General features: G+C 73.1%; 19 protein-coding genes and 1 pseudogene. 8 read left to right on the forward strand and 12 right to left on the reverse strand.

What is annotated here, in order from left to right; translation table 11 throughout:
- Nucleotides 1-11: 11 nt before the first annotated feature.
- Entirely contained in the window at nt 12-221 is a 210-nt protein-coding gene (locus GSY65_RS01125; RefSeq protein WP_159765415.1) for an MbtH family protein, read from the forward strand.
- Between the two features lie 97 nt (nt 222-318).
- On the opposite strand, the gene GSY65_RS01130 is transcribed toward GSY65_RS01125, so the two are convergent.
- Genes GSY65_RS01130 through GSY65_RS01140 form a run of 3 tightly spaced genes read right to left on the reverse strand, consistent with a single transcriptional unit; the run spans nt 319 to nt 5,215 of the window.
- The gene (locus GSY65_RS01130) at nt 319-1,389 is read right to left on the reverse strand and encodes an iron-siderophore ABC transporter substrate-binding protein (RefSeq protein ID WP_159765417.1); all 1,071 of its coding nucleotides are present in this window, start codon (nt 1,387-1,389) and stop codon (nt 319-321) included.
- Complete coding sequence (locus GSY65_RS01135) at nt 1,389-3,467, reverse strand: ABC transporter ATP-binding protein (RefSeq protein ID WP_159765419.1); 2,079 nt, start codon at nt 3,465-3,467, stop codon at nt 1,389-1,391. The genes GSY65_RS01130 and GSY65_RS01135 overlap by 1 nt, the downstream gene beginning before the upstream one ends.
- Entirely contained in the window at nt 3,464-5,215 is a 1,752-nt protein-coding gene (locus GSY65_RS01140) for an ABC transporter transmembrane domain-containing protein (protein WP_159765421.1), read from the reverse strand. Before GSY65_RS01140 ends, GSY65_RS01135 begins: the two co-directional genes overlap by 4 nt.
- Nucleotides 5,216-5,465: 250 nt before the next feature.
- Here GSY65_RS01140 and GSY65_RS01145 point away from each other — a divergent pair, with 250 nt between their 5' ends.
- Nucleotides 5,466-7,028 carry an amidohydrolase gene (locus GSY65_RS01145; RefSeq protein ID WP_159765423.1) on the forward strand — a complete coding sequence of 521 codons (1,563 nt, stop codon included), beginning with the start codon at nt 5,466-5,468 and terminating at the stop codon, nt 7,026-7,028.
- A gap of 121 nt (nt 7,029-7,149) precedes the next feature.
- Here GSY65_RS01145 and GSY65_RS01150 read toward each other — a convergent pair whose 3' ends face one another.
- Nucleotides 7,150-8,652, reverse strand: a complete 1,503-nt coding sequence (locus GSY65_RS01150; RefSeq protein ID WP_443043189.1) for an MFS transporter — start codon at nt 8,650-8,652, stop codon at nt 7,150-7,152.
- A gap of 133 nt (nt 8,653-8,785) precedes the next feature.
- Between GSY65_RS01150 and GSY65_RS01155 the strand changes: the two genes are divergently transcribed.
- Both GSY65_RS01155 and GSY65_RS01160 read left to right on the forward strand, forming a co-directional pair.
- Complete coding sequence (locus GSY65_RS01155; RefSeq protein WP_159765427.1) at nt 8,786-9,241, forward strand: MarR family winged helix-turn-helix transcriptional regulator; 456 nt, start codon at nt 8,786-8,788, stop codon at nt 9,239-9,241.
- 65 nt (nt 9,242-9,306) lie between these two features.
- Nucleotides 9,307-9,756: an RpiB/LacA/LacB family sugar-phosphate isomerase gene (locus GSY65_RS01160; RefSeq protein WP_159765429.1), complete on the forward strand. Its 450-nt coding sequence runs from the start codon at nt 9,307-9,309 to the stop codon at nt 9,754-9,756.
- Here GSY65_RS01160 and GSY65_RS01165 read toward each other — a convergent pair.
- The 4 genes and pseudogenes from GSY65_RS01165 to GSY65_RS01180 all read right to left on the reverse strand — a co-directional run bounded on the left by GSY65_RS01165 (nt 9,743) and on the right by GSY65_RS01180 (nt 14,399).
- Complete coding sequence (locus GSY65_RS01165) at nt 9,743-10,732, reverse strand: serine/threonine-protein kinase (protein ID WP_159765430.1); 990 nt, start codon at nt 10,730-10,732, stop codon at nt 9,743-9,745. The genes GSY65_RS01160 and GSY65_RS01165 overlap by 14 nt on opposite strands.
- A complete protein-coding gene (locus tag GSY65_RS01170; protein ID WP_159765432.1) occupies nt 10,725-11,546 on the reverse strand; it encodes a hypothetical protein in 822 nt (273 codons plus the stop codon). The genes GSY65_RS01165 and GSY65_RS01170 overlap by 8 nt, the downstream gene beginning before the upstream one ends.
- 5 nt (nt 11,547-11,551) lie before the next feature.
- Nucleotides 11,552-13,876: pseudogene (locus GSY65_RS01175) on the reverse strand (FHA domain-containing protein).
- 112 nt (nt 13,877-13,988) lie between these two features.
- Nucleotides 13,989-14,399, reverse strand: coding sequence for a hypothetical protein (locus GSY65_RS01180; RefSeq protein WP_159765434.1), 411 nt, complete (start codon nt 14,397-14,399; stop codon nt 13,989-13,991).
- A gap of 483 nt (nt 14,400-14,882) precedes the next feature.
- On the opposite strand from GSY65_RS01180, the gene GSY65_RS01185 reads away from it, so the two are divergent.
- On the forward strand, nt 14,883-15,161 hold the full coding sequence (locus tag GSY65_RS01185) for a DUF1905 domain-containing protein (protein ID WP_159765436.1): 279 nt from the start codon (nt 14,883-14,885) through the stop codon (nt 15,159-15,161).
- A gap of 55 nt (nt 15,162-15,216) precedes the next feature.
- Here the strand turns inward: GSY65_RS01185 and mgrA are convergent, their stop codons facing one another.
- Nucleotides 15,217-16,215: an L-glyceraldehyde 3-phosphate reductase gene (mgrA, locus tag GSY65_RS01190; protein ID WP_159765438.1), complete on the reverse strand. Its 999-nt coding sequence runs from the start codon at nt 16,213-16,215 to the stop codon at nt 15,217-15,219.
- A 126-nt stretch (nt 16,216-16,341) separates the two neighbouring features.
- On the opposite strand from mgrA, the gene GSY65_RS01195 reads away from it, so the two are divergent.
- The 3 genes from GSY65_RS01195 (at nt 16,342) to GSY65_RS01205 (ending at nt 18,504) form a co-directional block, all read left to right on the forward strand.
- Nucleotides 16,342-17,232 carry a LysR family transcriptional regulator gene (locus GSY65_RS01195; RefSeq protein ID WP_159765440.1) on the forward strand — a complete coding sequence of 297 codons (891 nt, stop codon included), beginning with the start codon at nt 16,342-16,344 and terminating at the stop codon, nt 17,230-17,232.
- A 178-nt stretch (nt 17,233-17,410) separates the two neighbouring features.
- Entirely contained in the window at nt 17,411-17,875 is a 465-nt protein-coding gene (locus GSY65_RS01200; RefSeq protein ID WP_159765442.1) for a hypothetical protein, read from the forward strand.
- Nucleotides 17,876-17,988: 113 nt separating this feature from the next.
- The gene (locus GSY65_RS01205; RefSeq protein ID WP_159765444.1) at nt 17,989-18,504 is read left to right on the forward strand and encodes a mycothiol transferase; all 516 of its coding nucleotides are present in this window, start codon (nt 17,989-17,991) and stop codon (nt 18,502-18,504) included.
- Here GSY65_RS01205 and GSY65_RS01210 read toward each other — a convergent pair.
- The 3 genes from GSY65_RS01210 to GSY65_RS01220 form a co-directional block, all read right to left on the reverse strand.
- Complete coding sequence (locus GSY65_RS01210; RefSeq protein WP_159765446.1) at nt 18,486-19,556, reverse strand: adenosine deaminase; 1,071 nt, start codon at nt 19,554-19,556, stop codon at nt 18,486-18,488. The two genes, GSY65_RS01205 and GSY65_RS01210, sit on opposite strands and share 19 nt — an antisense overlap.
- A gap of 95 nt (nt 19,557-19,651) precedes the next feature.
- The gene (locus tag GSY65_RS01215) at nt 19,652-20,047 is read right to left on the reverse strand and encodes a VOC family protein (RefSeq protein ID WP_159765447.1); all 396 of its coding nucleotides are present in this window, start codon (nt 20,045-20,047) and stop codon (nt 19,652-19,654) included.
- A gap of 366 nt (nt 20,048-20,413) precedes the next feature.
- Nucleotides 20,414-21,718 (reverse strand): hypothetical protein, encoded by a 1,305-nt coding sequence (locus GSY65_RS01220; protein WP_159765449.1) that lies wholly within the window; start codon nt 21,716-21,718, stop codon nt 20,414-20,416.
- Between the last annotated feature and the right edge of the window lie 69 nt (nt 21,719-21,787).

Raw genomic sequence — 21,787 nt, forward strand, 5'->3', positions numbered from 1 at the left:
CGAGGAGTGGCATGAGCAACCCGTTCGAGGACCCCGAGGGCGTCTACCTGGTGCTGGTCAACGACGAGAACCAGCACAGCCTGTGGCCGGACTTCGTGGAGGTCCCGGCCGGCTGGCGGACCGTCCACGGGCCCGCCTCACGCGCGTCCTGCCTGGAGCACGTCGAGACCCACTGGACCGACATGCGGCCCCGGAGCCTGGCCGAGTCGATGGACGGCTGACACACCGCAGGGGCCGGTCGGCGACCGGCCCCTGCCCACCGCACGACACGTCCGGGCGTCAGGAGCACGTCCGAGCCTCGAGGAGCGCGTTCGGGCCTCAGGCGGCGGGCTGCTCCACCTTCGTGCCGGTCTCGCCGTCGACGGCGGCGGCCAGCTGCGGGACCAGCCGTTCGACGACGTACCGCAGGCTGAGGACGGTGCCCATGGACAGGGCGTTGCCGTAGTCGCTGGTCTCGCTGACGTAGACCTCGCGCCCCTCCTTCACGACGTCCAGGCCCTTGTAGGAGGGGTCCTTGTGCAGCTTGTCGGCGTCCTTGGTGACGTCGGTGACCTGCCAGACGAGGGCGTCCTGGTCGAGCAGGTCGGTGCGCTCCTTGCTGATGTTCGCGCCGAACCGGTCCCCGATGACCTTGTCGAGGTCGGCGGGCAGGGTGAAGCCGAGGTCGGTGAGCAGGTGGGAGCGGGGGTCCTGGCTGCCGAAGACGAACATGCCCTCGTACGGCGTGGCCATCACCGCGCTCTTTCCCTTGAACTCGGGGTGTTCCCTGACGGACTCGGCGATCGTCGCCTCGGTCTCCTCGACCGCCTCGCGGGCCTCGTGCGTCCTGCCGAGGGCCTTGCCGATGGTCTCGGTCTGCTCCTGCCAGGGGACGCCGTAGTCGTTGTACTTCTTCGGCTGGGCGACGACCGGGGCGAACTTCGACAGCGACGCGTACTGCTCCTTGGTGAGTCCCCCGTACACCGCGAGGATCAGGTCCGGCTGGAGGGCGGCGATCTTCTCGACCTGCGGGCCGGTGCCGGTGTCCTTGAGGACGGTCGGCGCCTCGGCGGAACCCAGGCGGTCCTCGGCCCAGGGGGCGACGGCGCCCTTGTAGCCGCCGAGCCACTCGGTGGTGCCGACGGGGACCTTGCCGAGGGCGAGGACGGCGTCCTGGTCGGTGAGGCCGACGGTGACGATCCGCTTCGGCTCCGACGTGATCGTCGTGCTGCCGTACTTGTGGTCGACGGAGACGGGGAAGGGGGACGCGCCGGAGGTGTTCCCCTCGTCGCCGGCGCCCGACGTGTCGGAGGCCGGGGCGTCGCCGCCGCAGGCCGTGGCCGTGGCGAGGAGCAGGGTGGCGGAGGCGAACGCCGCGGCGAGCCGGGGCGCTCTGCGGGAGCGGGACATCAGCGGTCCTTCGGTTCGGGTTCCTGTGGGGCGGTGCGCGTGAGGGTCTTCGGCGTCGTGGGCGCCTTGGGGGCGACGCGGGCGCCGGGCACGTCGGCGGGGGCGGGTGCGTCGAGGGCGTCCGCTGCGGTGTCCCGGGCGTCGGACCAGGCCGACCAGAGGTCGGCGTAGGGCCCCTGCGCGGCGCGCAGTGCGTCGTGGGTGCCGGTCTCCACGACGCGGCCCGCCTCCATGACGACGACGCGGTCGGCGGTCGCGGCCTGGCTGAGGCGGTGGGCGACGATCAGCGCGGTGCGGCCGTCCACGGCGTGCGCGACCGCCCTCTCCAGGGAGCGTGCGCCGGCGCTGCCCGCCTCCGCGGTGGCCTCGTCGAGGATCACCAGCGGCGGGTCGGCGAGGACCAGCCGGGCCAGCGCGAGCGCCTGCGTCCGCTCGCCGCTGAGCCGGTGGCCGCCGTCCCCGACGACGGTGGCGAGGCCGTCGGGCAGGGCCTCGGCCCACGCCAGGGCGTCGACGCGGTCGAGCGCGGCGCGCAGTTCGTCGTCGGTGGCGTCGGGCCTGGCGAGCCGCAGGTCGTCGGCGAGGGACCCGGCGAAGACATGGGTCTCCTGGGTGATCAGGGCGATCGTGCGGGGGCCCGGGGCGGGGCCCGGGGACGGGTGCGCGGCGTCCGCGGCCGTGCCGAGTTCCGTGGGCGGGACGCCGCCGACGAGGACCGTTCCCGCGGCCGGGGGCTGGATGCCCGCGACGAGCCGGGCCAGGGTGGTCTTGCCCGCTCCGCTGGCGCCGACGAGGGCGACGCGCTCGCCGTGACCGATCGTCAGGTCGATGTCGTGCAGCACGGGGTGACCGGGACGGTAGGAGTGGCTCAGCCCGCGCACCACGACGTCGACGGTGTCCGGCTCGGCCGGGGGGCGCCCGGCGGGCGGCGGCTCGTCCGTGACCCCGACCAGTCGGGCGAGTCCCGCGGTGGCGGCCTGGGCGTCGTCGAGGAGGGCCAGGGCGGCGTTGATGGGGCCGAACAGGCTGTGGAAGTACAGGGCGGCGGTGGTCGCCGTACCGATGCCGGCCGAGCCCTGGCGGACCAGCCAGTAGCCGGTGATCAGCACGGCGGAGAGCCCGATGTACTCGGCGATGTGCAGTCGGCTGTAGAAGCCGAGGACGAGCCGCAGTCCCCGCATGGTCAGCCGCACCACCGACCGGGACCGCTCGGTCACCCGCTCGGTGTGCTCCCGCTCCAGCCCGAACGCCCGCACGGTGGAGGCGCCGCCGACGGTGTCGAGCAGCTGCTGGTGCTGGGCGCCGGCGGCGACCCGCTGCTCGGCGTAGAGCGGGACGGCCCGGGTGACGTACCAGCGGGCGGTGGCCGCCTGGACGGGCACGGCGAGCAGCGCGGCGAGCAGGAACCGCCAGTCGAGGACGGCCATGGCGCCGAGGGTGAGGACGATGGTGAGCACCGAGCGGGCCAGTGCGGGCAGGGCGTTGCGTACGGCGTCGGCGATGAGGGACACGTCGGCGGTGACCCGGGCGGTCAGGTCGCCGGCGCCCGCCCGCTCGATCCGGTCCAGGGGCAGGGCCAGCGCCCGCTCGACGAAACGCTCGCGCAGCCGGGCCAGGGTCGTCTCCCCCAGCCGGGCGATCAGCGACAGTCCGAACCCGGCGCTGACGCCCTGTGCCACGGCCACGGCGACCAGCAGCGCGGCGGTGGTCGTGATGGCGTCCACGGAACCGCGCCCGGCGGCCAGATCGACGATCCGCCCCAGCAGCGGCTGCACGAGCAGCCCGACCGCGGTGGACCCGGCCGTCACGGCGAACGCCCCCACCACCAGCCCCCGCTGCGGCCGCAACAGCCCCGCCACGACAGCACGTGTACGAGCGGGGGTGGCGACGGGCAGGAGGGAGTCTGTGCGCGGGGGTGGGGAGGAGCGCGTGTCGGTGTTCGGAGCCGGGGCCGCGTCGGAGGCCGGGCCCGTGCCGGTGTTCGGGGCGGGATGCCCGTCGGCGCCGGGGTCGCGGCTCGCGTCGGTGCCCTCGGCCCGGTGCGGCTCGGCGCTCGTGTTCGGGCGGGGTCGGGTCATGTGAGGACCGCCGTGCGGTAGGGCGCGCACGTGTGGACGAGGCGCTCGTGGTGGCCCGTCGCGGTGATCCGGCCGTCCTGGAGGAGGACGGCACGGTCGGTGACGGCGAGGAGGGCGGGGCTGTTGGTCACCAGCAGCGTGGTGCGGCCCCGGCGGAGGTCGCGGATGCCGGCGGCGACGCGCACCTCCGTGACGGCGTCGACGGCGGTGGTGGGTTCGTGCACGACCAGGACGGGGGTGTCGGCGGCGAGGGCGCGGGCCAGCGCGACACGCTGCCGTTGCCCGCCGGACAGGGAACGGCCGCGCGCGGTGACGGGGGTGTCGACGCCGTCGGGCAGGGACCTGGCCACCTCGTCGGTGCCCGAGGCGGCCATCGCGGCTCTCGTGAGGGTGACCGCCGCGGGTGCGCCCGCCCCGGCGGCCGCGGTCACGTTCTGCAGGACGGTCCCCTCGAACAGGTCGGCGTCGTGGTCGGCGACGAGGATCGCCGCGCGCACGGCCTTGAGGTCCAGCGCCGTGAGGTCCCTGCCGTCCAGCTCGACCGCCCCGGCCGACGGGTCGGCGCTCCGGCCGAGGAGGCCGAGGAGCGCGACCGCGTCGGCGGGGTCCGGTGCGGCGACGCCGACGATCTCCCCGGCGGCCACGTCCAGGTCGACGTCCCGCAGAGGGCCGTACGAGACGCCGCGCAGCCGCAGCCTGCCCTCGACGGCGTGCAGCGACGGGTCGAGCTCGGGGCCGGAATCTCCCGTGGTCCGGTCGGTGGACGCCGGTCCCGGTGGGAGGGCCGGGGGCGCGCCGAGGATCTCCGCGATCCGCGCCGCGGAGGCGCGCCCCTGGGCCAGTTCGGTGTTGACCCAGGCGAACTCGGTGAGCGGGCCGATGAGGAAGAGCGCCAGACCGACGGCGGAGACGAGGTCGCCCAGGCCGATGTCGCCGCGGGCCGCGAGCCGGCCGCCGACGAGGGCGACCAGGGCGATGAACGTGCCGGTGAGGAGGGTGACGACGCCGTTCTGCCAGGCCTCGGCGCGGGCGGCGCGCAGGGTGGCGGACAGGGAGTCCCCGCTGATCCGCCGGTAGCGGGCGACGGCGGCCGGTTCCGCGCCGATGCCCTTGAGGACGCGCAGCCCGGCCACGAGGTCCGCCGCGACGCCCGACGCGCGGGCCGCGCGTTCCTGCTCGGTCTCGCTGCGGCGCTCCAGCGGCCTGCTCAGCAGGTGGCCGAGCCACAGCAGCAGCGGGGTGCCCAGCAGGACGAGGAGCCCGAGGACGAGGGAGACACGTAACAGCGCGACCGCGCTCACCACGAGACCGGCCGTCGCCGCGAGGGCGACGACGAGGGCCATGGCGACGGCGCCGACGCGCTTGGCGTCCTCGGTGGCGACGTTCGTCAACTCCCCCGGCAGCCGCCCCTCGTCGGCCCCGCCCTCGGGTGCGAGGACACGGGCCACCAGCTCGGCCCTGAGATGGTGGGCGGCGGTGACGGAGGCCCGTTCGCCCGCTCGGGCGCTGAACCGGAAGCTGAAGGAGAGCCCGACGTACACGGCGGCGAGCACGCCGAGCCAGAACAGCAGGCCGGGAACGCTCCCGTCGACGACTCCGCGTTCGACGGCCTCGCCGATGAGCACCGGTACGAGGGCCTCACCCGTCTGGTGCCCCATGCCCAGCACCGCGCCCAGCGTGACATCACGACGCTGTCCACCGACCGCGCGCCACAGGACGTCCCGTCCCGGCGGGTCCGCCACCCTCACACGTCCCTCCGGACCGGTCGCGCCAACACAGCAGAAGAAGGAAGAAACGAAGAAGCACCAGAGAACTTAGGTAAGGCTAACTACATTTGCTGTCCCGGGCCAGCCCCGGGGCGTCGTTGACGCGAACCGGCCGCCGAAGACCCCGCTCTGTCCGGGAGCGGTCCACTCGGTGATCATTCATGTCATCGACCCGTGCGCGTTCCGCGTGGCACTCGGCCTGTGCCCGCACCGACCGGAAGGACTTCTGCCCGTGCTCTGCACCAGGATCACCAACGCCCGTGTCGTCACGATGGACCCGGCGCGTCCGGCCGCGCGGGAGCTGGGTATCTGGCGCGGGCGGATAGTCGGCCTCGACGAGGAGGTGGCGGGGCTGCCCGCGCGGCGGACCCTGGACCTGGACGGCGCGACGGTCCTCCCCGGCTTCATCGACGCCCATGTGCACCTCGCCTGGACGGGGTTGAAGGCCGAGGCGCCCAGTGTGGCGCCGAGCCGGCGCGCCGACGACGTGCTGCGGGTCGTGGCGGAGGCGGTGAAGCGGGCTCCCGCGGGCGGCTGGGTGGACTTCGGCGGCTACGACCAGCGCACCCTCGACCGCCCCCTCACGGCGGCCGACCTCGACGCCGTCAGCGCCGGACGCAGGGTGTGCCTGGGACATCTGTCGGGGCATGCCTGCCTGGTCAACTCGGCGGTCCTGGAGGGACTCCCGGCCGAGGCGGTCCGGTCGGACGGGTTCCTCGCGGAGGGCGCGATGGGGGCCGCGCTCCGGTCCAGGCCGCCGCACTCCCTGTCCGAACTGGCCTCGGCGATCGGGCGTGCCGCCCGGGTCTGCCGGTCCGAGGGCATCACCGGCTGCGCGGAGGCGGGGATCGGGGCCCGCCTCTTCGGGCACAGCCCCCTGGAGGGCGCGGCGTTCCAACTGGCCCGGGAGACGGGCCGGTTGCCGCTGCGGGTGCAGCTGATGGTGGCGGCCGACGCGCTCCGCCCGGTCGAGGCGGCCGGTCAGGACACCACGAGTCGGGCGATCGACCTGGGCCTGCGCACCGGCTTCGGTGACGGTCCGCTCTCGCTCGGCGCGCTCAAGATCTTCACCGACGGCGGGATGATGGCCCGCACGGCGGCTCTGAGCAGCCCCTATCTCGGGGGCGGCGGTTCCGGTCAGCTCATGCACGAGCCCGACGTGCTGGAGGACGCGATCGTCGCCGGGCACCTGGCGGGCTGGCAGCTGGCCGTGCACGCGATCGGCGACCGGGCCGTCGATGTCGCCCTGGACGCGCTGGAGAAGGCCCAGAGGCTGCGGCCGCGGCCGGAGGCACGCCACCGTATCGAGCACGCGGGGCTGGTCCGCCCCGACCAGCTCCCCCGGCTGGGCGCGCTCGGCATGACCGTGGTCGTCCAGCCGAGCTTCCTGCGGTACTACGGCGACGACTACGCGACGGTGATGGGGGAGGAACGGGCCGACTGGCTGTACCGGGGCCGCGGCTTCCTCGACCACGGCGTCCGGGTCGCCGGCAGTTCGGACCGGCCGGTGGCCGACGGCGCGCCGCTGCGGGCGATCCGGTTCATGGTGGAGCGGGCCTCGGAGTCCGGCCGTCTCATCGGCGCGGGCGAGGCGATCACCGTCGAGGAGGCGCTGCGCGCGTACACCGTCGAGGCCGCCCGCGCCTGCCGCTGGGAGGCGGACGCGGGCAGTCTCACGGCCGGCAAGCGGGCGGACCTGGTGGTGCTGGGCGACGACCCGCGCCGGGTGGACGTGTCGAGGGTCGCGGACATCGAGGTGCTGCGGACGTTCGTCGAGGGGGACGACGGCGTCTGAGACGACGGCTGCCGAGAGGCGGGGGTGGCCACGGAGGTCACCGGGGCCACCCCCGGAGCCGCCCGGTCGGGCACGGACGGCCGCGCGGGTCAGGCGATCGACGCCCGCGCGGCGGGCCCGGCTACGCGGCCGGAGCGGGCGCCCCGGTGCCGGTCGGCCGGCGTTCCGCCGCCGTCCCCGGGCCGGTGGTCCGCACCGCCGGAATCAGGGCGGCGACCGCCGCGGCGACGAGTGCCGCGCCGCCGCCGATGGTGAGGCCGGTGCGGAAGCCCGCCTCCGAGGGCAGGGAGAAGCCGCCGAGCGTGGTGGTCATCTGGGCGAGGACCACACCGATCACCGCGGCCGCGGTGGACGTGCCGAGCGCCCGCATCAGGGTGTTGAAGCTGTTGGCGGAGGCGGTCTCGGACAGCGGCACCGTGCTCATGATCAGTGCGGGCATCGCACCGTAGGCGAGGCCCACCCCGGAGCTGACGACGAGGGAGACGATCAGCAGGCCCCAGGTGGAGCCCATCAGGACCAGCGCGAGGCCGTAACCGATCGCGATCACCAACGAGCCCGTGACCAGGGTGAACTTGGGGCCGCGGGCGTTGGTGAGCTTCCCGCCGAGCGGGGAGAGGGCCATCATCATCAGCCCGGCCGGGGCCATCCACAGCGCCATCGCCAGCATCGACTGCCCCAGACCGTAGCCGGTCGCCTCGGGCAGCCGGAGGAGCTGAGGGGTGATCAGCGACTGCGCGTACATCCCGAACCCGACGAGGACCGAGGCGGCGTTGGTCAGCAGGACGCGCGGGTGGGCGGTCGTGCGCAGGTCGACCAGCGGCTCGCGGGTGCGCAGTTCCCACCACCCCCAGCAGAGCAGCAGGACGGCCGCACCGGCGAACAGGCCCAGGGTCGTCGCCGAACCCCAGCCCCAGTCGGCCCCCTTGGACACCGCGAGCAGCAGGCACACCACTCCCCCGCCGAGACCGAGGGCGCCGACGAGATCGAAGCGCTGCCCCTTGGCGCCGGGCGGGGTCTCGGGTACCAGGAACCAGATCATGGCGGTGACGGCCAGGGCGAGCCCCGCGGATCCCCAGAACAGCACACGCCAGCTGGCGTACTGGGCGACGGCGGCGGCGATCGGCAGGCCGAGACCGGCGCCGATGCCGAGGGAGGCGCTGACCAGGGCGATGGCGGAGCTGAGCTGCTCGGGTGCCATGACGTCGCGCAGCAGGCTGATGCCGAGCGGCACCACCCCCATGCCGACGCCCTGGAGGCCGCGGCCCACGACCATCGGCACCACCGTCGAGGACAGTGCGCACACCACGGAGCCCGCGACCAGCGGGACGCAGCACACCAGCAGCATCCGCCGCTTGCCGTGGAGGTCGCCGAGGCGTCCCCCGACCGGGCCGAAGACGGCACCCGTGAGCAGGGTCGCGGTGATCACCCAGGAGGCGTTGGCCGCGCTGGTGTCGAGGATCGTGGGCAGTTCGGTGAGCAGCGGCGTCACCAGCGTCTGCATGATCGCGGCGACGATCCCGGCGAGTGCCAGCGTCGCGATGACGCCGCCCGGACGGGCGGACGTCGAGGGATGGGCGGTCAAGGGTTTCCTCCGTGCGGGGACCGGCGACTGGGCATACGTCATGCACCTGACGTGCACCATACACGCGACAGGCATGGCACCCGTTATGTGCATCATGCACCACAGGCGGGCGGAGGGCGGCCAGGCGGGATGGAAGGATCGCCCCTGCGAGGTCCGCTACGAGGAGGTAGGCGACGTGGAAGAGCCGACGCGCCGGGTCGAGTACGAGAACATGCTGCTCGGGCGCTACCAGCACCTGAGCAAGAGCAAGGGGCGCCCCAAGGACTCCACGCTGGAGCGCAGCGCGTACATCCTGCTGAGCCGGATCCGGATCGAGGGACCGATGTCGATCAGCGAGCTGAGCGACGCCTTCGGTCTGGACGCCTCCACGCTGCGCCGGCAGACCGCCGCCGCCCTGCGGGCAGGCCTGGTCGAGCACACCCTCGACCCCGACGGCGGGGTGGCACGCAAGTTCCGGATCACGCAGGAGGGCGAGCGCCGCCTCGACGAGGAGCGGGAGGGCAATGTGCGCAGCCTCGCACTGGTGCTGGCCGACTGGTCCGACGAGGACATCGCCTGCTTCGCCGACTACCTCCAGCGCTTCAACACCAGCATCGAACGGCTGGCCGGGAAGCCGTGGCCGCGCCCGTAGTCCCGGTCGCGCGGCGGCCCGTGGCCCTTGGTCCCGTGGGCCCCGTGGACGGTACTCTCCCGGGCATGCGGATCTCCGTCTCCTCGGACATGGACGAACCCGTGGCCCGCCTCCTCGTCGAGGAGTTGCGCGACCGCGGCCACGACGTGCTGACGCACGGGGCGCTGAGCCCGGGGGACGACCCGCAGTGGGCGGCGTGCTCGGAGGCGGCGGCCCGCGAGGTCGCCTCCGGTGCGGCGGACCAGGCCGTCGTGTGCTGCTGGACGGGCACCGGCGCGTCGATCGCCGCGAACAAGGTGCCGGGCGTACGGGCCGCCCTGTGCACGGACGCCTACACGGCGGACGGCGCGCGCCGCTGGAACGACGCCAATGTGCTGGCGATCGGTCTGCGGCTGACCTCCGCCCCGCTGCTGAAGGAGATCCTCGACGCCTGGTTCGCCGCCGAGGCCAGTCAGGACGCCGAGGACCGGGAGAACGTCGCCAGGGTCGAGCGGCTCGACCTCAGGGACCGATGAACACCGGCCTCGCCCAGGCGGGCGGTTCCGGGGGCGGCTCGGGTGTGCCGTTCATGGGCGCTCGTACGGTGCGGGTCGGCGGGTGTCCGGTCGGCGTGGGGTGGCGTGTACCGGCCACCCTGAGCGCGGCCACGAACGACAGGCACGAGTCGTAGCGGTCGTCGGGGCTCTTGGCCAGCGCCCTCGCCAGCACCTCGTCGACGGACGACGGCAGATCGGGACGCAGCCCGGTCAGCGGCGGCGGCTGGTCGTACTGGTGGGCCCAGAGCAGCGCCATGTCGTCGTCGCGCTGGAAGGGCGGGCGGCCGGCGAGGGTCTCGTGGACGACGCAGGCGAGGCTGTAGACGTCGCAGCGGCCGTCGACGGGCTTGCCGGAGATCTGTTCCGGGGCCACGTAGTCGAGCGTCCCCACGAACTGGCCGACGCTGGTGAACCCGGTCAGTGACAGCGACTTCTTCGTCAGGCCGAAGTCGGTGAGGTAGACGTGCTCGGGGTGGTCGCTGTCCGTGCCCTGCGCGACCAGGATGTTGCCGGGTTTGACGTCCCGGTGCACCAGACCGTGGTCGTGCGCGGCGTCCAGCGCGGAGGCCACCTGGCCGGTGATCCGGGTGGCGGTCGTCAGCGGCAACGGGCCCTCCTGGTCCAGGAGGTGGCGCAGGTCCCGGCCGGCCACGTACCGCATCGCGATGTACAGGACGCCCTCGGTCTCGCCCGCCTCGAAGACGGGCACGATGTGCGGGTGGTCGATCGCGGCGGCCACGCGGGACTCATGGGTGAAGCGGCGGCGGAAGGTGTCGTTGCGGGCCAGTTCGGGGGCGAGGAGTTTCAGCGCGACGGTCCGGTCCAGCCGCAGGTCCCTGGCCCGGTAGACGACGGCCATGCCGCCGCGGCCGATCTCGCGTTCGACGCGGTAGCCGGCGATCTGCTGCCCGACCAGGTCGGACGGCCGGCCCGCGTACGGCCGTGTCTCACTCATCGGGCGTCACCGGCCGCACGAGACGAGTGGGTTCGTGGTCGCCCGGGTCCTGTCGGCCGGGACGGGACCCCTCCGTACGCTCCCGCACCGCGTGCGCGGTGTCCGTCCGACCCGACACCACCGGCGTGGCGTCCGCCCGACCCGACACCACCGGCGTGGCGTCCGCCCGACCGGACTCCTTCGCCGTGGTGTCCGCCCGACCGTGTTCCTCGGCCGCGGTGTCCGCCCGACCGCGTCCCTCCGGCGCGGGCTCAGCCGGTCCGCGCTCCCCCACGACGCGGGTCGGCGCCGGACCCCTGGTCGGCTCCGCGGGCGGGGCCGGGTCCTCCTGGGGGTCCCCGGCGACGGCGAACGTGCTCAGCCGGGTGCCGTCGCAGTACACCCACCGCTCGTGCGCGGCGTCGAAGAGCCACAGGGAGTCGCCGTCGACGACGACACCGATCCGCAGGCCCTTCATCCGGTCGTGGAAGTCCCCTCCGTCGAGCCGTCCCGCCGCGAGGGCCTCCGCCTCGGTGCGGTAGCGGGTGAGGGCCTCCTCCGCGCGGGCCAGCAGGGGGCGGGGGTCGGCCGTGCGGGTGGGTCCGGTGCCGGCGGCCGGCGGCGCCTGGGGCACGGCGACGAGGAGGCGTCCGTCGACCCACGCGGACCAGCCGTTGGCGCACAGGACCTGCCCCCAGTCGCCGAGGCGGTCCAGGACTTGGACGGGCAGCAGCGCGTCGAGGGGCACGGTGGGGCGTGCGGGATCGGGGGCCTCCCAGGCGGGCAGTCCGCCCGGCGGGACGACGTGCGTGGGGAGGAAACCGGGGGTCGTCATCGCGGCTACTTCCGCATCACCGCGGGTTCGCGGCGGCGCAGCAGACGGGCGACGAGGACGCCGCAGACCAGGGACAGCACGACGAGCATCCCCAGGTCGAGCAGCCACACAGCGGCGGAGTGCGCGAACAGCGGGTCGGACGTGTCGGGGACGATCCGTTCGAGGTCGATCGTGCCGGCCATGGCGGCGAACGCCCACCGCGAGGGCACCAGCCAGGCCAGTTGTTCGAGGACGATCGTGCCCCGCACGTCGAGCAGCGCGCCGCAGAACACCACCTGGATGATCGCGAGGAGCACCAGCAGCGGCATGGTGACCTCTTCCTTGCGGACGAGCGCGGAGACGAGCAGGCCGAGCATCATCGCGGTGAAGGCGAGCAGGGCCACGGCCACGGTGATCTCGACGAGCGGCGGCAGCAGGACGCCGTCCCCGCCCGGGGCGTTGAGGTCGACGCCGAGGAGGGCCACCAGCGTGAGGACGACGGCCTGGAGGACCGTGATGGTGCCGAGGACCACGACCTTGGACATCAGGTACGCGGATCTGGACAGGCCGACGGCGCGTTCCCGTTGGTAGATGACGCGTTCCTTGACCAGTTCCCGTACCGCGTTGGCCGCGCCGGTCAGGACGCCGCCGACGCACAGGATGAGCAGCGCGTTCATGGCGGTCTCGCGGTCCAGTTCGCTGCCCGCGAGCGCTCGGGCCATGGCGCCCATGACGAACGGCAGCGCGATCATGATGGCGAGGAAGGTGCGGTCGGCGCTGAGCGCGGCGGCGTACCGCCGGACCAGTGTGCCGAGCTGGGCGCCCCAGCTCTGCGGCTTGGGCGGCGGCGCCACGTCGACGGGCGCGGCCTCCGGTCGGTACGGCCCGCTCATGGACGCGGTGACGTACTGGCGGTGGAACGGCGAGTCGCGGTACTCCCCCGCCCAGTCCCGGTCCTGGTCCCGTTCGAACGCCTCGAAGGCCTCGGGCCACTGCCGGAAGCCGAAGAAGGCGAGGGTGTCGTCCGGCGGGCCGTAGTAGGCGACCTTGCCGCCGGGCGCGAGGACGAGGAGGCGGTCGCAGACGTCGAGGCTGAGGACGCTGTGGGTGACGACGATGACGGTGCGGCCGTCGTCGGCGAGGCCGCGCAGCATGTGCATCACCGAGCGGTCCATGCCGGGGTCGAGGCCGGAGGTCGGCTCGTCGAGGAAGAGCAGGGAGGGTTTCGTCAGCAGTTCCAGGGCGACGCTGACGCGCTTGCGCTGGCCGCCGGAGAGGCTGTGGATAGGCTGCCCGGCGCGCTGTTCGAGGCCCAGCTCGTGGATCACCTCGTCGACGCGCGCCTGCCGCTCGGCCTTCGCGGTGTCCTGGGGAAAACGCAGTTCGGCGGCATAGGCAAGGGCTCTGCGCACGGTCAGCTGGGCGTGCAGGATGTCGTCCTGCGGGACGAGGCCGATGCGCTGGCGCAGTTCGGCGTAGTCGCGGTAGAGGTCCCGGCCGTCGTACAGGACGGTGCCGCTGTCGGCGGGACGCTGACCGGTGAGGGCGTTGAGGAGGGTGGACTTTCCGGCTCCGCTCGGGCCGACGACGGCGAGGAGTCATTTCTCGCCGACCGGAAACGTCACCTTGTCGAGCAGTGTCCTGCGGCGGCGGTCGACGGCGACGGTCAGTTCCTGCACGTCGAGGGAGACCTCTCCGGTGTCGACGTACTCCTGCAACTCGTCCCCGACCAGGCAGAACGCGGAGTGGCCGATACCGACGATGTCACCGGCAGTGACCGGCGCGGTGTCGATGGGGCTGCCGTTGAGGTAGGTGCCGTTGTGGCTGCCGAGGTCGGCTATCTCAAAGGTGCCGTCGGGGCGGGCCCGCAGTTCGGCGTGCCGGCGGGAGACCACGAGGTCGTCGATGACGAGGTCGTTGTCGGCGGCGCGGCCGATACGGACGGTGCGCTGCGGCAGGGGGCGGACGCTGGTCGGCCGGCGGAAGGTGCCCGTGGAGGCGGGCTGGTGGACGCCGGAGGGACGGGAGGGGGCCAGTCCGGCGAGAACGGCTCGTGGCCCGTCCTCGGGGCTGCCGAAGCGGATGACGGTGCCGGGGCCCACGTCCCGCTCGCGGACGCGGTGGCCGTCGGCGTAGGTGCCGTTGGTGCTGTTCTCGTCCGCGATGGTCCAGTGGTCGGTGTCCGCCCTGAGCACGGCGTGGTGCCACGAGACCCGGTCGTCGTCGAGCACGATGTCGCTGAGCGGGTCGCGTCCGACGTGGTACTCGTGGCTCGGGGTCATCACCGTGGAGCCCGACTCGGTCTCCAGCACGAGTGCGGGCGCAGTCGGTGCGATCGACCGCTCTGCCATGCCCGAAATTCTACCGATCGGCCCACTTATGCGCCCGATCAGCCAGGGAGGCGTGCAGGAGGCGGGTCGGCGCGTCACAGGGGCGTCCGGGAGGCCGGGCCGCACGACGAGGTCAGGCGGCGGGGGCGGCGATCCGCTGGGCGATCCGCTGCATGCGCACGGCGTCGACGGACTCGGCGAGCAGCTCGTACTCGGTGGTGTCGTCGTTGGTGGCGATGCGCACCAGGTTCCCGGCGGCCAACTCCTCGGCGACCAGTCCCTGCTGGACGCCGTCGGCGGACCAGGCGCGCAGCATGCTCGGCACGTCGGGGACGGTGTCGGCCACGGGGACCACGGCGTTGGGCGGGAAGCTCGGGTTCTCGGGGCGCGGGTCGAGGCGATCGGCGATCCATAACGCGCGGTCGCGCATCCACCAGAGCGCCAGCGCCAGCGTGGGGGCACGGTAGGTCCCCAGAGGCACTCCGACGCGCTGTCCGCCGCACATCCCGTACGCGGTGACATGGCACAGGAATTCGTCGTGCACCCTCAACTCCCCCGATCGCACCGCCGTCGGTCGCCGTCCGGCCCCGCTCGCCGTACGGACCCGTTCTCGCCTCACAGACCTGCTGGTCGTGCGCGCCAGGCGACCGGATGTCACGGACGGTGACGTCATGGACGCGTACGGAGGCCCGCTTTGTTCATGACTCAATCGCCTGTCACTCGAGTATCGCCACTCCTGACGCTCTGTCACCATGTCAATCCAGCCAGTCTCCTGGCATATGCGAGCGCGTGAATGGCCGAAACGGTACGACGAGCCCTCCGACCGGCGGCTCCCCCGGTGGCGCCGGAGCGCGAGGTTCCTCGGTCGCCAGGGGGCCGCTCCGGGTCAGGTCCCCGTCCCATACGTACGGCCGGGGCGGAGCGTTCACCGACCACGGCGACAGCGGTCGTGCGATCCGCCGCCGGGCGATGAGTTTCTCCGCTCCCGACGGTCTGTGTGGGAGAGACAACGGAAGCGGAGGGCATCATGAGCACACTCGACAAGCAGTTCACGGCCGAGCTGAGGAAGAGTCCCGCGAAGGGCGGCTGGACGTATCTCGTCTGGCCGGAGTCCGTCGCGTTCTTCGGCACGCGCGGACTGGTCAAGGTCCGCGGCACGATCGACGGCCACCCGTTCCGCAGCTCCTTCATGGCGCTCGGCGACGGCACCCACAAGCTGCCCGTGAAGGGCGACCTCCGCAGGGCCATCGGGAAGGAGGCGGGCGAGTCGGTGACCGTCCATCTGGAGGAACGCGTCGACTCCTAGCACCGCCCCCGCCCCGGCGGCTGGGAGGTGAGGGCTGGGCGGCTGGGGCTGGGGGCTAGAGCTTGCCCTCGACGATCGCGTCGATACGGGCCAGCTCGTCGGCCTCGAAGTCGAGGTTGCGGATCGCGCCGACGCTGTCCTCGATCTGGCGGGCGCTGCTCGCGCCGACCAGCGCGGAGGTCACCCGGCCGCCGCGCAGCACCCAGGCGAGGGCGAGCTGGGTCAGCGACTGGCCGCGCGACTTGGCGACCTCGTCCAGGGCGCGCAGCCGGCCGACCAGGTCCTCGGTGACGGCGTCGGAGTTCAGGAACGGGCTGTCGCTCGCGGCCCGCGAGTCCTCCGGGATGCCGTCGAGGTAGCGGCCGGTCAGCAGTCCCTGCTCCAGCGGGGAGAACACGATGGAGCCGACCTGCAGCTCGTCGAGCGCGTCGAGCAGGCCCTCGCTCTCGGGGCGCCGGTCGAGCATCGAGTAGCGAGGTTGGTGGATGAGGAGCGGGGTGCCCAGCTCGCCCAGGATGCGGGCGGCCTCACGGGTCTGCTCGGCCGAGTAGTTGGAGACGCCGACGTACAGCGCCTTGCCCTGCTGCACCGCCGAGTGCAGGGCGCCCATCGTCTCCTCCAGCGGCGTGTCCGGGTCGGGACGGTGGGAGTAGAAGATGTCGACGTAGTCGACACCCATGCGCTTCAGGCTCTGGTCGAGCGAGGACAGCAGGTACTTGCGGGAGCCCCACTCGCCGTACGGGCCGGGCCACATCAGATAGCCCGCCTTGGTGGAGATGATCAGCTCGTCGCGGTAGGGGGCGAAGTCGGCCCTGAGGGCCTCGCCGAACGCGGACTCGGCGGCGCCGGGCGGCGGACCGTAGTTGTTGGCCAGGTCGAAGTGGGTGACACCCAGGTCGAAGGCGCGGCGCAGGATGCCGCGCTGCGTCTCGACGGACCGGTCGGGGCCGAAGTTGTGCCACAGGCCGAGTGAGAGCGCCGGCAGTCTCAGACCGCTGCGTCCGGTGCGCCGGTAGGGCATGTCCGCGTAACGGTCGTGGTGTGCGGTGTACAACGCGACTCCTGAGAGGTTGGCACGGTGGGTCCGGGTTCCCTGAGAACCGGTGCCCACTCTTTCGCGACCTGGGGCATTGGTCCAACAGAAGAATCCGATGGGATTCAGCGCTTACGCTTCTCAGTCATGGAGCTCCGTCATCTGCAGCACTTCGTCGCCGTCGCCGAGGAGGAACACTTCACCCGGGCGGCCGAGCGTCTGCTGGTCTCGCAGTCCGGTCTGTCCGCGTCCATCCGATCGCTGGAACGGGAGCTGCAGACGCCGCTGTTCGTGCGGACGACGCGCCGGGTGACGCTCACCCCGGCCGGCCGGGCGCTGCGGACGGAGGCGGAGCGGATCCTCGCGCAGGTGCGCTCGGCGCACGAGGCGGTGGCCGCGGTGCAGGGTGTCCTGCGCGGCATGCTGGCGCTCGGGTCGGAGCAGTGCATCGCCGGGGTGCACGTGGCGGGGCTGCTCGCCGCGTTCCGGCGACGGCACCCGGACGTGGAGATCTGCCTGCGGCAGGCCGGTTCGGGCGCCCTCGCGGACGAGGTCGCGAGCGGGCGGCTGGACCTGGCCTTCGCGGTGCGGACCGCGCAGGAGGACACCGACCAGCTGCGGGTCGTCCCGCTGACCGGTGAGCCGATGACGGTGCTGTGCCATCCCAGCCACCGTCTGGCGGCCGCAGGCGCCGCCGTGACGCCCGAGGAACTCGGCGGTGAGGTCTTCGTCGACTTCCACCCGGACTGGGGACCGCGCCGCACGACCGACGCCGTCTTCGCCTCCGCGGGCGTCCGCAGGACGGTGCCGCTGGAGGTCAACGACGTGCACAGCCTCCTCGACCTGGTCGACGAGAACCTCGGCATCGCGGTCGTGCCGCGCCACTTCCGGCACAAGCGCGCGTCGCTGACCGCCGTCCCCGTGAAGGGCACCGGCGACACCGTGTACGAGACGGTCGCCCTGCTGCCGCCCCCGCAGGCCATGAGCCCGGCGGCACGGGCCCTGCTGGGGCTGCTGGAACCGCAGATCGACGGCTGAGCGGAGCGGTTCCACTGGGCCCAGATGGGCGACTTCAGGAGCGCGCCGGTCAAGGCGTTCAAGAAGAAGACGACCACGGCCGTGCACAAGCTCCACTGAGCCCACGGCCGCCCACCGGCACCACTGACCACACGACCATACGACCACGCACAGCAGAACTGAAAACCGGGGAACACACGTGAACGGCACGCGCACCATCCGCCGCGCCGCACTGGCCGCGAGCCTCGCCCTGGCGCTCGGCCTCGGCGTGACGGCCACGGCGTCCGCCGGCGGTCCGCGCACCGTCAGCGGCAAGCCGTCCGACGCGGTGACCCGTATCGCCGACTTCTACGGGGCCTACATCGACGCGCAGAGCGGCCCGGCGAACGGCGGCAGGCTCGCCGAGGAGCTGCGGAAGTACTACCTGACGGCCGATCTGCGCACGCAGCTCAAGACATGGGAGGCGAAGAACCACGCGGACGGCGTCCTGCGCGCCCAGAACGTGCCCGTGTCGTGGAAGGTCACCGACAACGGCACCGCGAACCACACGGAGGCCGGGATCACCTTCACCTGGGGCGACGGCACGAAGACCAGGCTCGTCGTAGACATGACCCGCGGCTACAAGATCTTCCACATCGGCACGAAGGGCGCGTCCGGCAGCTGACGGACGCGCCACACGCAGGGCTCACCCGGGGCTCACGCGAGGCGCACACGGGGCGGCGCGGACAGGGTGCGGGGGGCGGTGCGAGGGCCGCGCCGATGGCCGATGGTGGACGTATGGATGTGAAGGACGTTCTCATCGACGCGTTCGGCCGGATCAAGGAGGAGGTCCACGCCGCGGTGGAGGGACTCACCGCCGAGGATCTCCGGGCCCGCCCCGCACCCGGCGCCAACTCCGTCGCCTGGCTGGTGTGGCACCTCACCCGGATCCAGGACGACCATGTCGCCGACGTCGCCGGACTCGACCAGGTCTGGCTGTCACAGGGCTGGGAGAAGCGGTTCGGACTGGGGCTGCCGCGCCACGACACGGGCTACGGGCACGGCGCGGCGCAGGTCGAGCGGGTACGGGTCGATTCCGCCGGCCTGCTGAGCGGGTACTACGACGCCGTGCACGACCAGACCCTCGGGTACGTGCGCGGGCTGACCGGCGCACAGCTCGGCCGCGTCGTGGACGAGCGCTGGGATCCGCCGGTCAGCCTGGGGGTCCGCCTGGTGAGCGTCCTGGCCGACGATCTTCAGCATGTCGGCCAGGCCGCCTACGTACGGGGGCTGGTTCAGCGCGCGGACGCGTAGCCCGGCAGCACGACGTCACGGATCAGGGCGTTCCGCTCGTCGAACGGGATGAACGCGCTCTTGAGGGCGTTGACGGTGACGGTGCGCAGGTCGTCGAGGGTCCAGCCCGCCTCCTCGACGAGCAGGCCCATCTCCCGGGTCATCGTCGTCCCGGACACCAGACGGTTGTCGGTGTTCAGGGTGACGCGGAAGCCGAGGTCCTTCAGGGCCGTGACGGGGTGCTCCGCGATGGAGGTGGCCGCGCCGGTCTGGAGGTTGGAGGTGGGGCACATCTCCAGGGCGACCCGGCGGTCGCGGACCCAGGAGGCGAGGCGGCCCAGCTTGCCGTCGACGATGTCCTCGGTGATCCGGACGCCGTGGCCGATGCGCTGGGCGCCGCACACCTGGAGCGCCTGGTGGATGCTGGGCAGACCGTGGGCCTCACCGGCATGGATCGTGAAGGGGACGCTCTCGCGGCGCAGGTGCTCGAAGGCGGCCAGGTGGTCGGCGGGCGGGAAACCGTCCTCGGCGCCCGCGATGTCGAAGCCGACGACACCGGCGTCCCGGAAGGCGACGGCCAGGTCGGCGGCCTCACGGACCCGGTCGAACATGCGCATCCCGCACAGCAGCGTGCCGACGCGGACCGGAGTGCCCTGGGCCGCCGCCTTCGCCATGCCGGCGGCGAGGCCCTCCTGCACGGTCTCCACGACCTCGGCCAGGGTCAGCCCGCCCCTGGTGTTCAGCTCGGGGGCGTAGCGGACCTCGCCGTAGACGACCCCGTCGGCGGCCAGGTCGAGCACGTACTCCTCGGCGGCGCGCAGCAGGCCCTCACGGGTCTGGAGCACGGCGAGGGTGTGCTCGAAGGTGGCTATGTACCGCACGAGGTCACCGGAGTTGGCCGCCTCGTAGAACCAGGCGGCGAGGCCCTCCGGGTCGGTCTCGGGAAGGGTGTGGCCGACCTCCGCGGCGAGCTCGACGAGGCTGGCGGGGCGCAGACCGCCGTCGAGGTGGTCGTGCAGGACGACCTTGGGGAGGCGGCGGATGGTGTCGGCGTCGATGCGGGGCGCGGTCATGGCGTTCGTTCCTCGGCAGGTGGTGCGATGGGTGTGCGGCGCGCGAGCGCCGGCCGGACCGGGGCGGCCCGGCAGACGGCTCGGTGGGTGGCCGCTCAGTCGGCGGCGGGCTGGAGGAGGTCCCAGCGGTTTCCGTACAGGTCCTCGAAGACGGCGACCGAGCCGTACGGCTCGTGCCGCGGCTCCTCCAAGAACCTGACGCCCGAGGCCAGCATCCGGGCGTGGTCGCGGGCGAAGTCGTCGGTGTGGAGGAAGAAGCCCACGCGTCCGCCGGTCTGGTCGCCGATCCGGCCGCGCTGCGCCTCGTCCTTGGCACTGGCGAGCAACAGTCCGGTGCCCGCGCCCCCGGTGCCCGGCTCGACGACGACCCAGCGGCTGCCGTCGGGCCTCGGGGCGTCCTCGGCGAGCCGGAAGCCGAGCGCCTCGGTGTAGAAGCGGATCGCCTCGTCGTAGTCGTCGACCACGAGGGTGACCAGGGCGACGCGTCTCATCGGAGGGCCTCTCGGGTGGGGCGCGGTTCACGCGCGGGGCGGTGCGGGGATCTCCCCAGGGCTCGCTCGGGGTTCCCGGGAGGTTATACGTAACACCTACCGTGCGGCAAATGCCGGTCCCCGGGAGCGGGGGGAAGGGGGCGACAGCGGGCACCGGCCAGGGCACGCGAGGCACGGCGGGGGTCTTCGCCGTGGTGTTGCCCAGCCCTCGGTGCGGATGCCCGGGGAACCGCGAAGGCCCCCTGCCGGTGCAGGGGGCCTCGGTGCCGGCGGGTCCGGCGGGGCCGACGGTGGTGAGGGCAGGGTGCGGGGGCCGGTGATGGTCGGGGCCGGGGTGCCGGGGCCGGTGATGGTCGGGGCCGGGAATCAGTCGCCCGGCGAGGCCTTGCGGAGGGCGGCGATGCAGCTGGTGAGCGCCTCCTGGAGTTCCTCCAGGCGCTGCAGCATGTCGTCCTCGTAGATCGCGTCGAGGTCCACGGCGTCGTCGAGGGTCAGCTCCTCGAAGACCTTCGTCGCCTTCTGGAGGCTGCTGTAGAACTTCGTGCGGCGTTCCTGGACCCGCAGTTCGGGGTTCGACTCGACGGTCTGGACGACGAGCTCCTTGACGGTGTCGTACGCCTCCGTCGCCCACTCGCCGGTGTCCTCGTCGTCGTCCAGTTCGTCGATGAGCGACAGGTGCCGCTCGGCCTCGGCGCGCAGTTCGGCGGGGGCGTCGATGACCTGCCCGGCGGGAGTCTTGACCTGGCCGTTCTCCACGATCTGCCGGACGTAGCCGATACGGGTCGCCGCCTGGGTCTCGCTGGCGACGGCCTTCTTCAGCTCCTCCGTGCGGGCGATGTCACGGGCCAGTTCCGTCTGGAGGGACGGGTCCTCCTTGAGCCGGTCGAGGAGGGCGGTGCGGGCCGCCTGCGCGGTGGAGGGGTCGGCGAGGATCGCGGCGCGCAGCGCGGTGGGGTTCTCGGCGACCTCCAGGGCCTTGGTGGGGCGGATGCCCTCGGCCTCGGCTGCCGCGGTGATGGCGGTGCCCCGGTCGGAGGTCGCGCTGGAGCGGGAGCTGTAGTACGACAGCCAGACGTCCGAGTCGGGCAGTTCGACCTCGGCGCCGGGGGCGAGTGCCTCGAAGTGCGGGACCATGCCGTCGTCGGCCGCCCTGTCCCACGCCTTGTAGTAGCGCATGACGCGCTCCGCCGAGCACCCGGCCAGCTCCGCGAACCGCTTCGCGGACACCTTCACGGTCTCCCCGGGCAACTCCCCGCCGGGCCGCACGCTCCGCGCCACCTTCAGGGCGAACGCCCAGCCGCCGGTGCGGGCGTACACCCCGAAGTCGTGCGCGTCGCGGGCGACTTGTTCGTCCACGGCGTCCGCGACGCCCTCAGCGCCCTCGGCGCCCCCGGGGCCCTCGGCGTCCTCGGTGGTGACCGCGGCGACCGGGGTGGCGGTGGTGTGGCCGTCCACGGCGGGCGCGGCCGGATCGTCGGCCGGCGCCTGGGCGGCCACCTGGGCCGGCACCTGCCCCGCGGACGTCTCGGTCGGGCCCGCACCGGCCGCCCCGGCGTCGGCGGCACCCGGCTCGACCCAGATTCCCTCGTCCTGCGCCGGCACTCCCCCGGTCGCCGGCGTCTCGTCGGCGGGCGGTACGGCAGACGCGGAGTGGGCGGTGGCTACGCTCACGGATGACTCTCCCGAGTGGTGACGAACGACAGGGCAGAACAGGCAGCCTATATGAACCGCTTGGTGCCG

It is taken from the genome of Streptomyces sp. HM190, from assembly GCF_009857135.1.
Classification (GTDB): domain Bacteria; phylum Actinomycetota; class Actinomycetes; order Streptomycetales; family Streptomycetaceae; genus Streptomyces; species Streptomyces heilongjiangensis.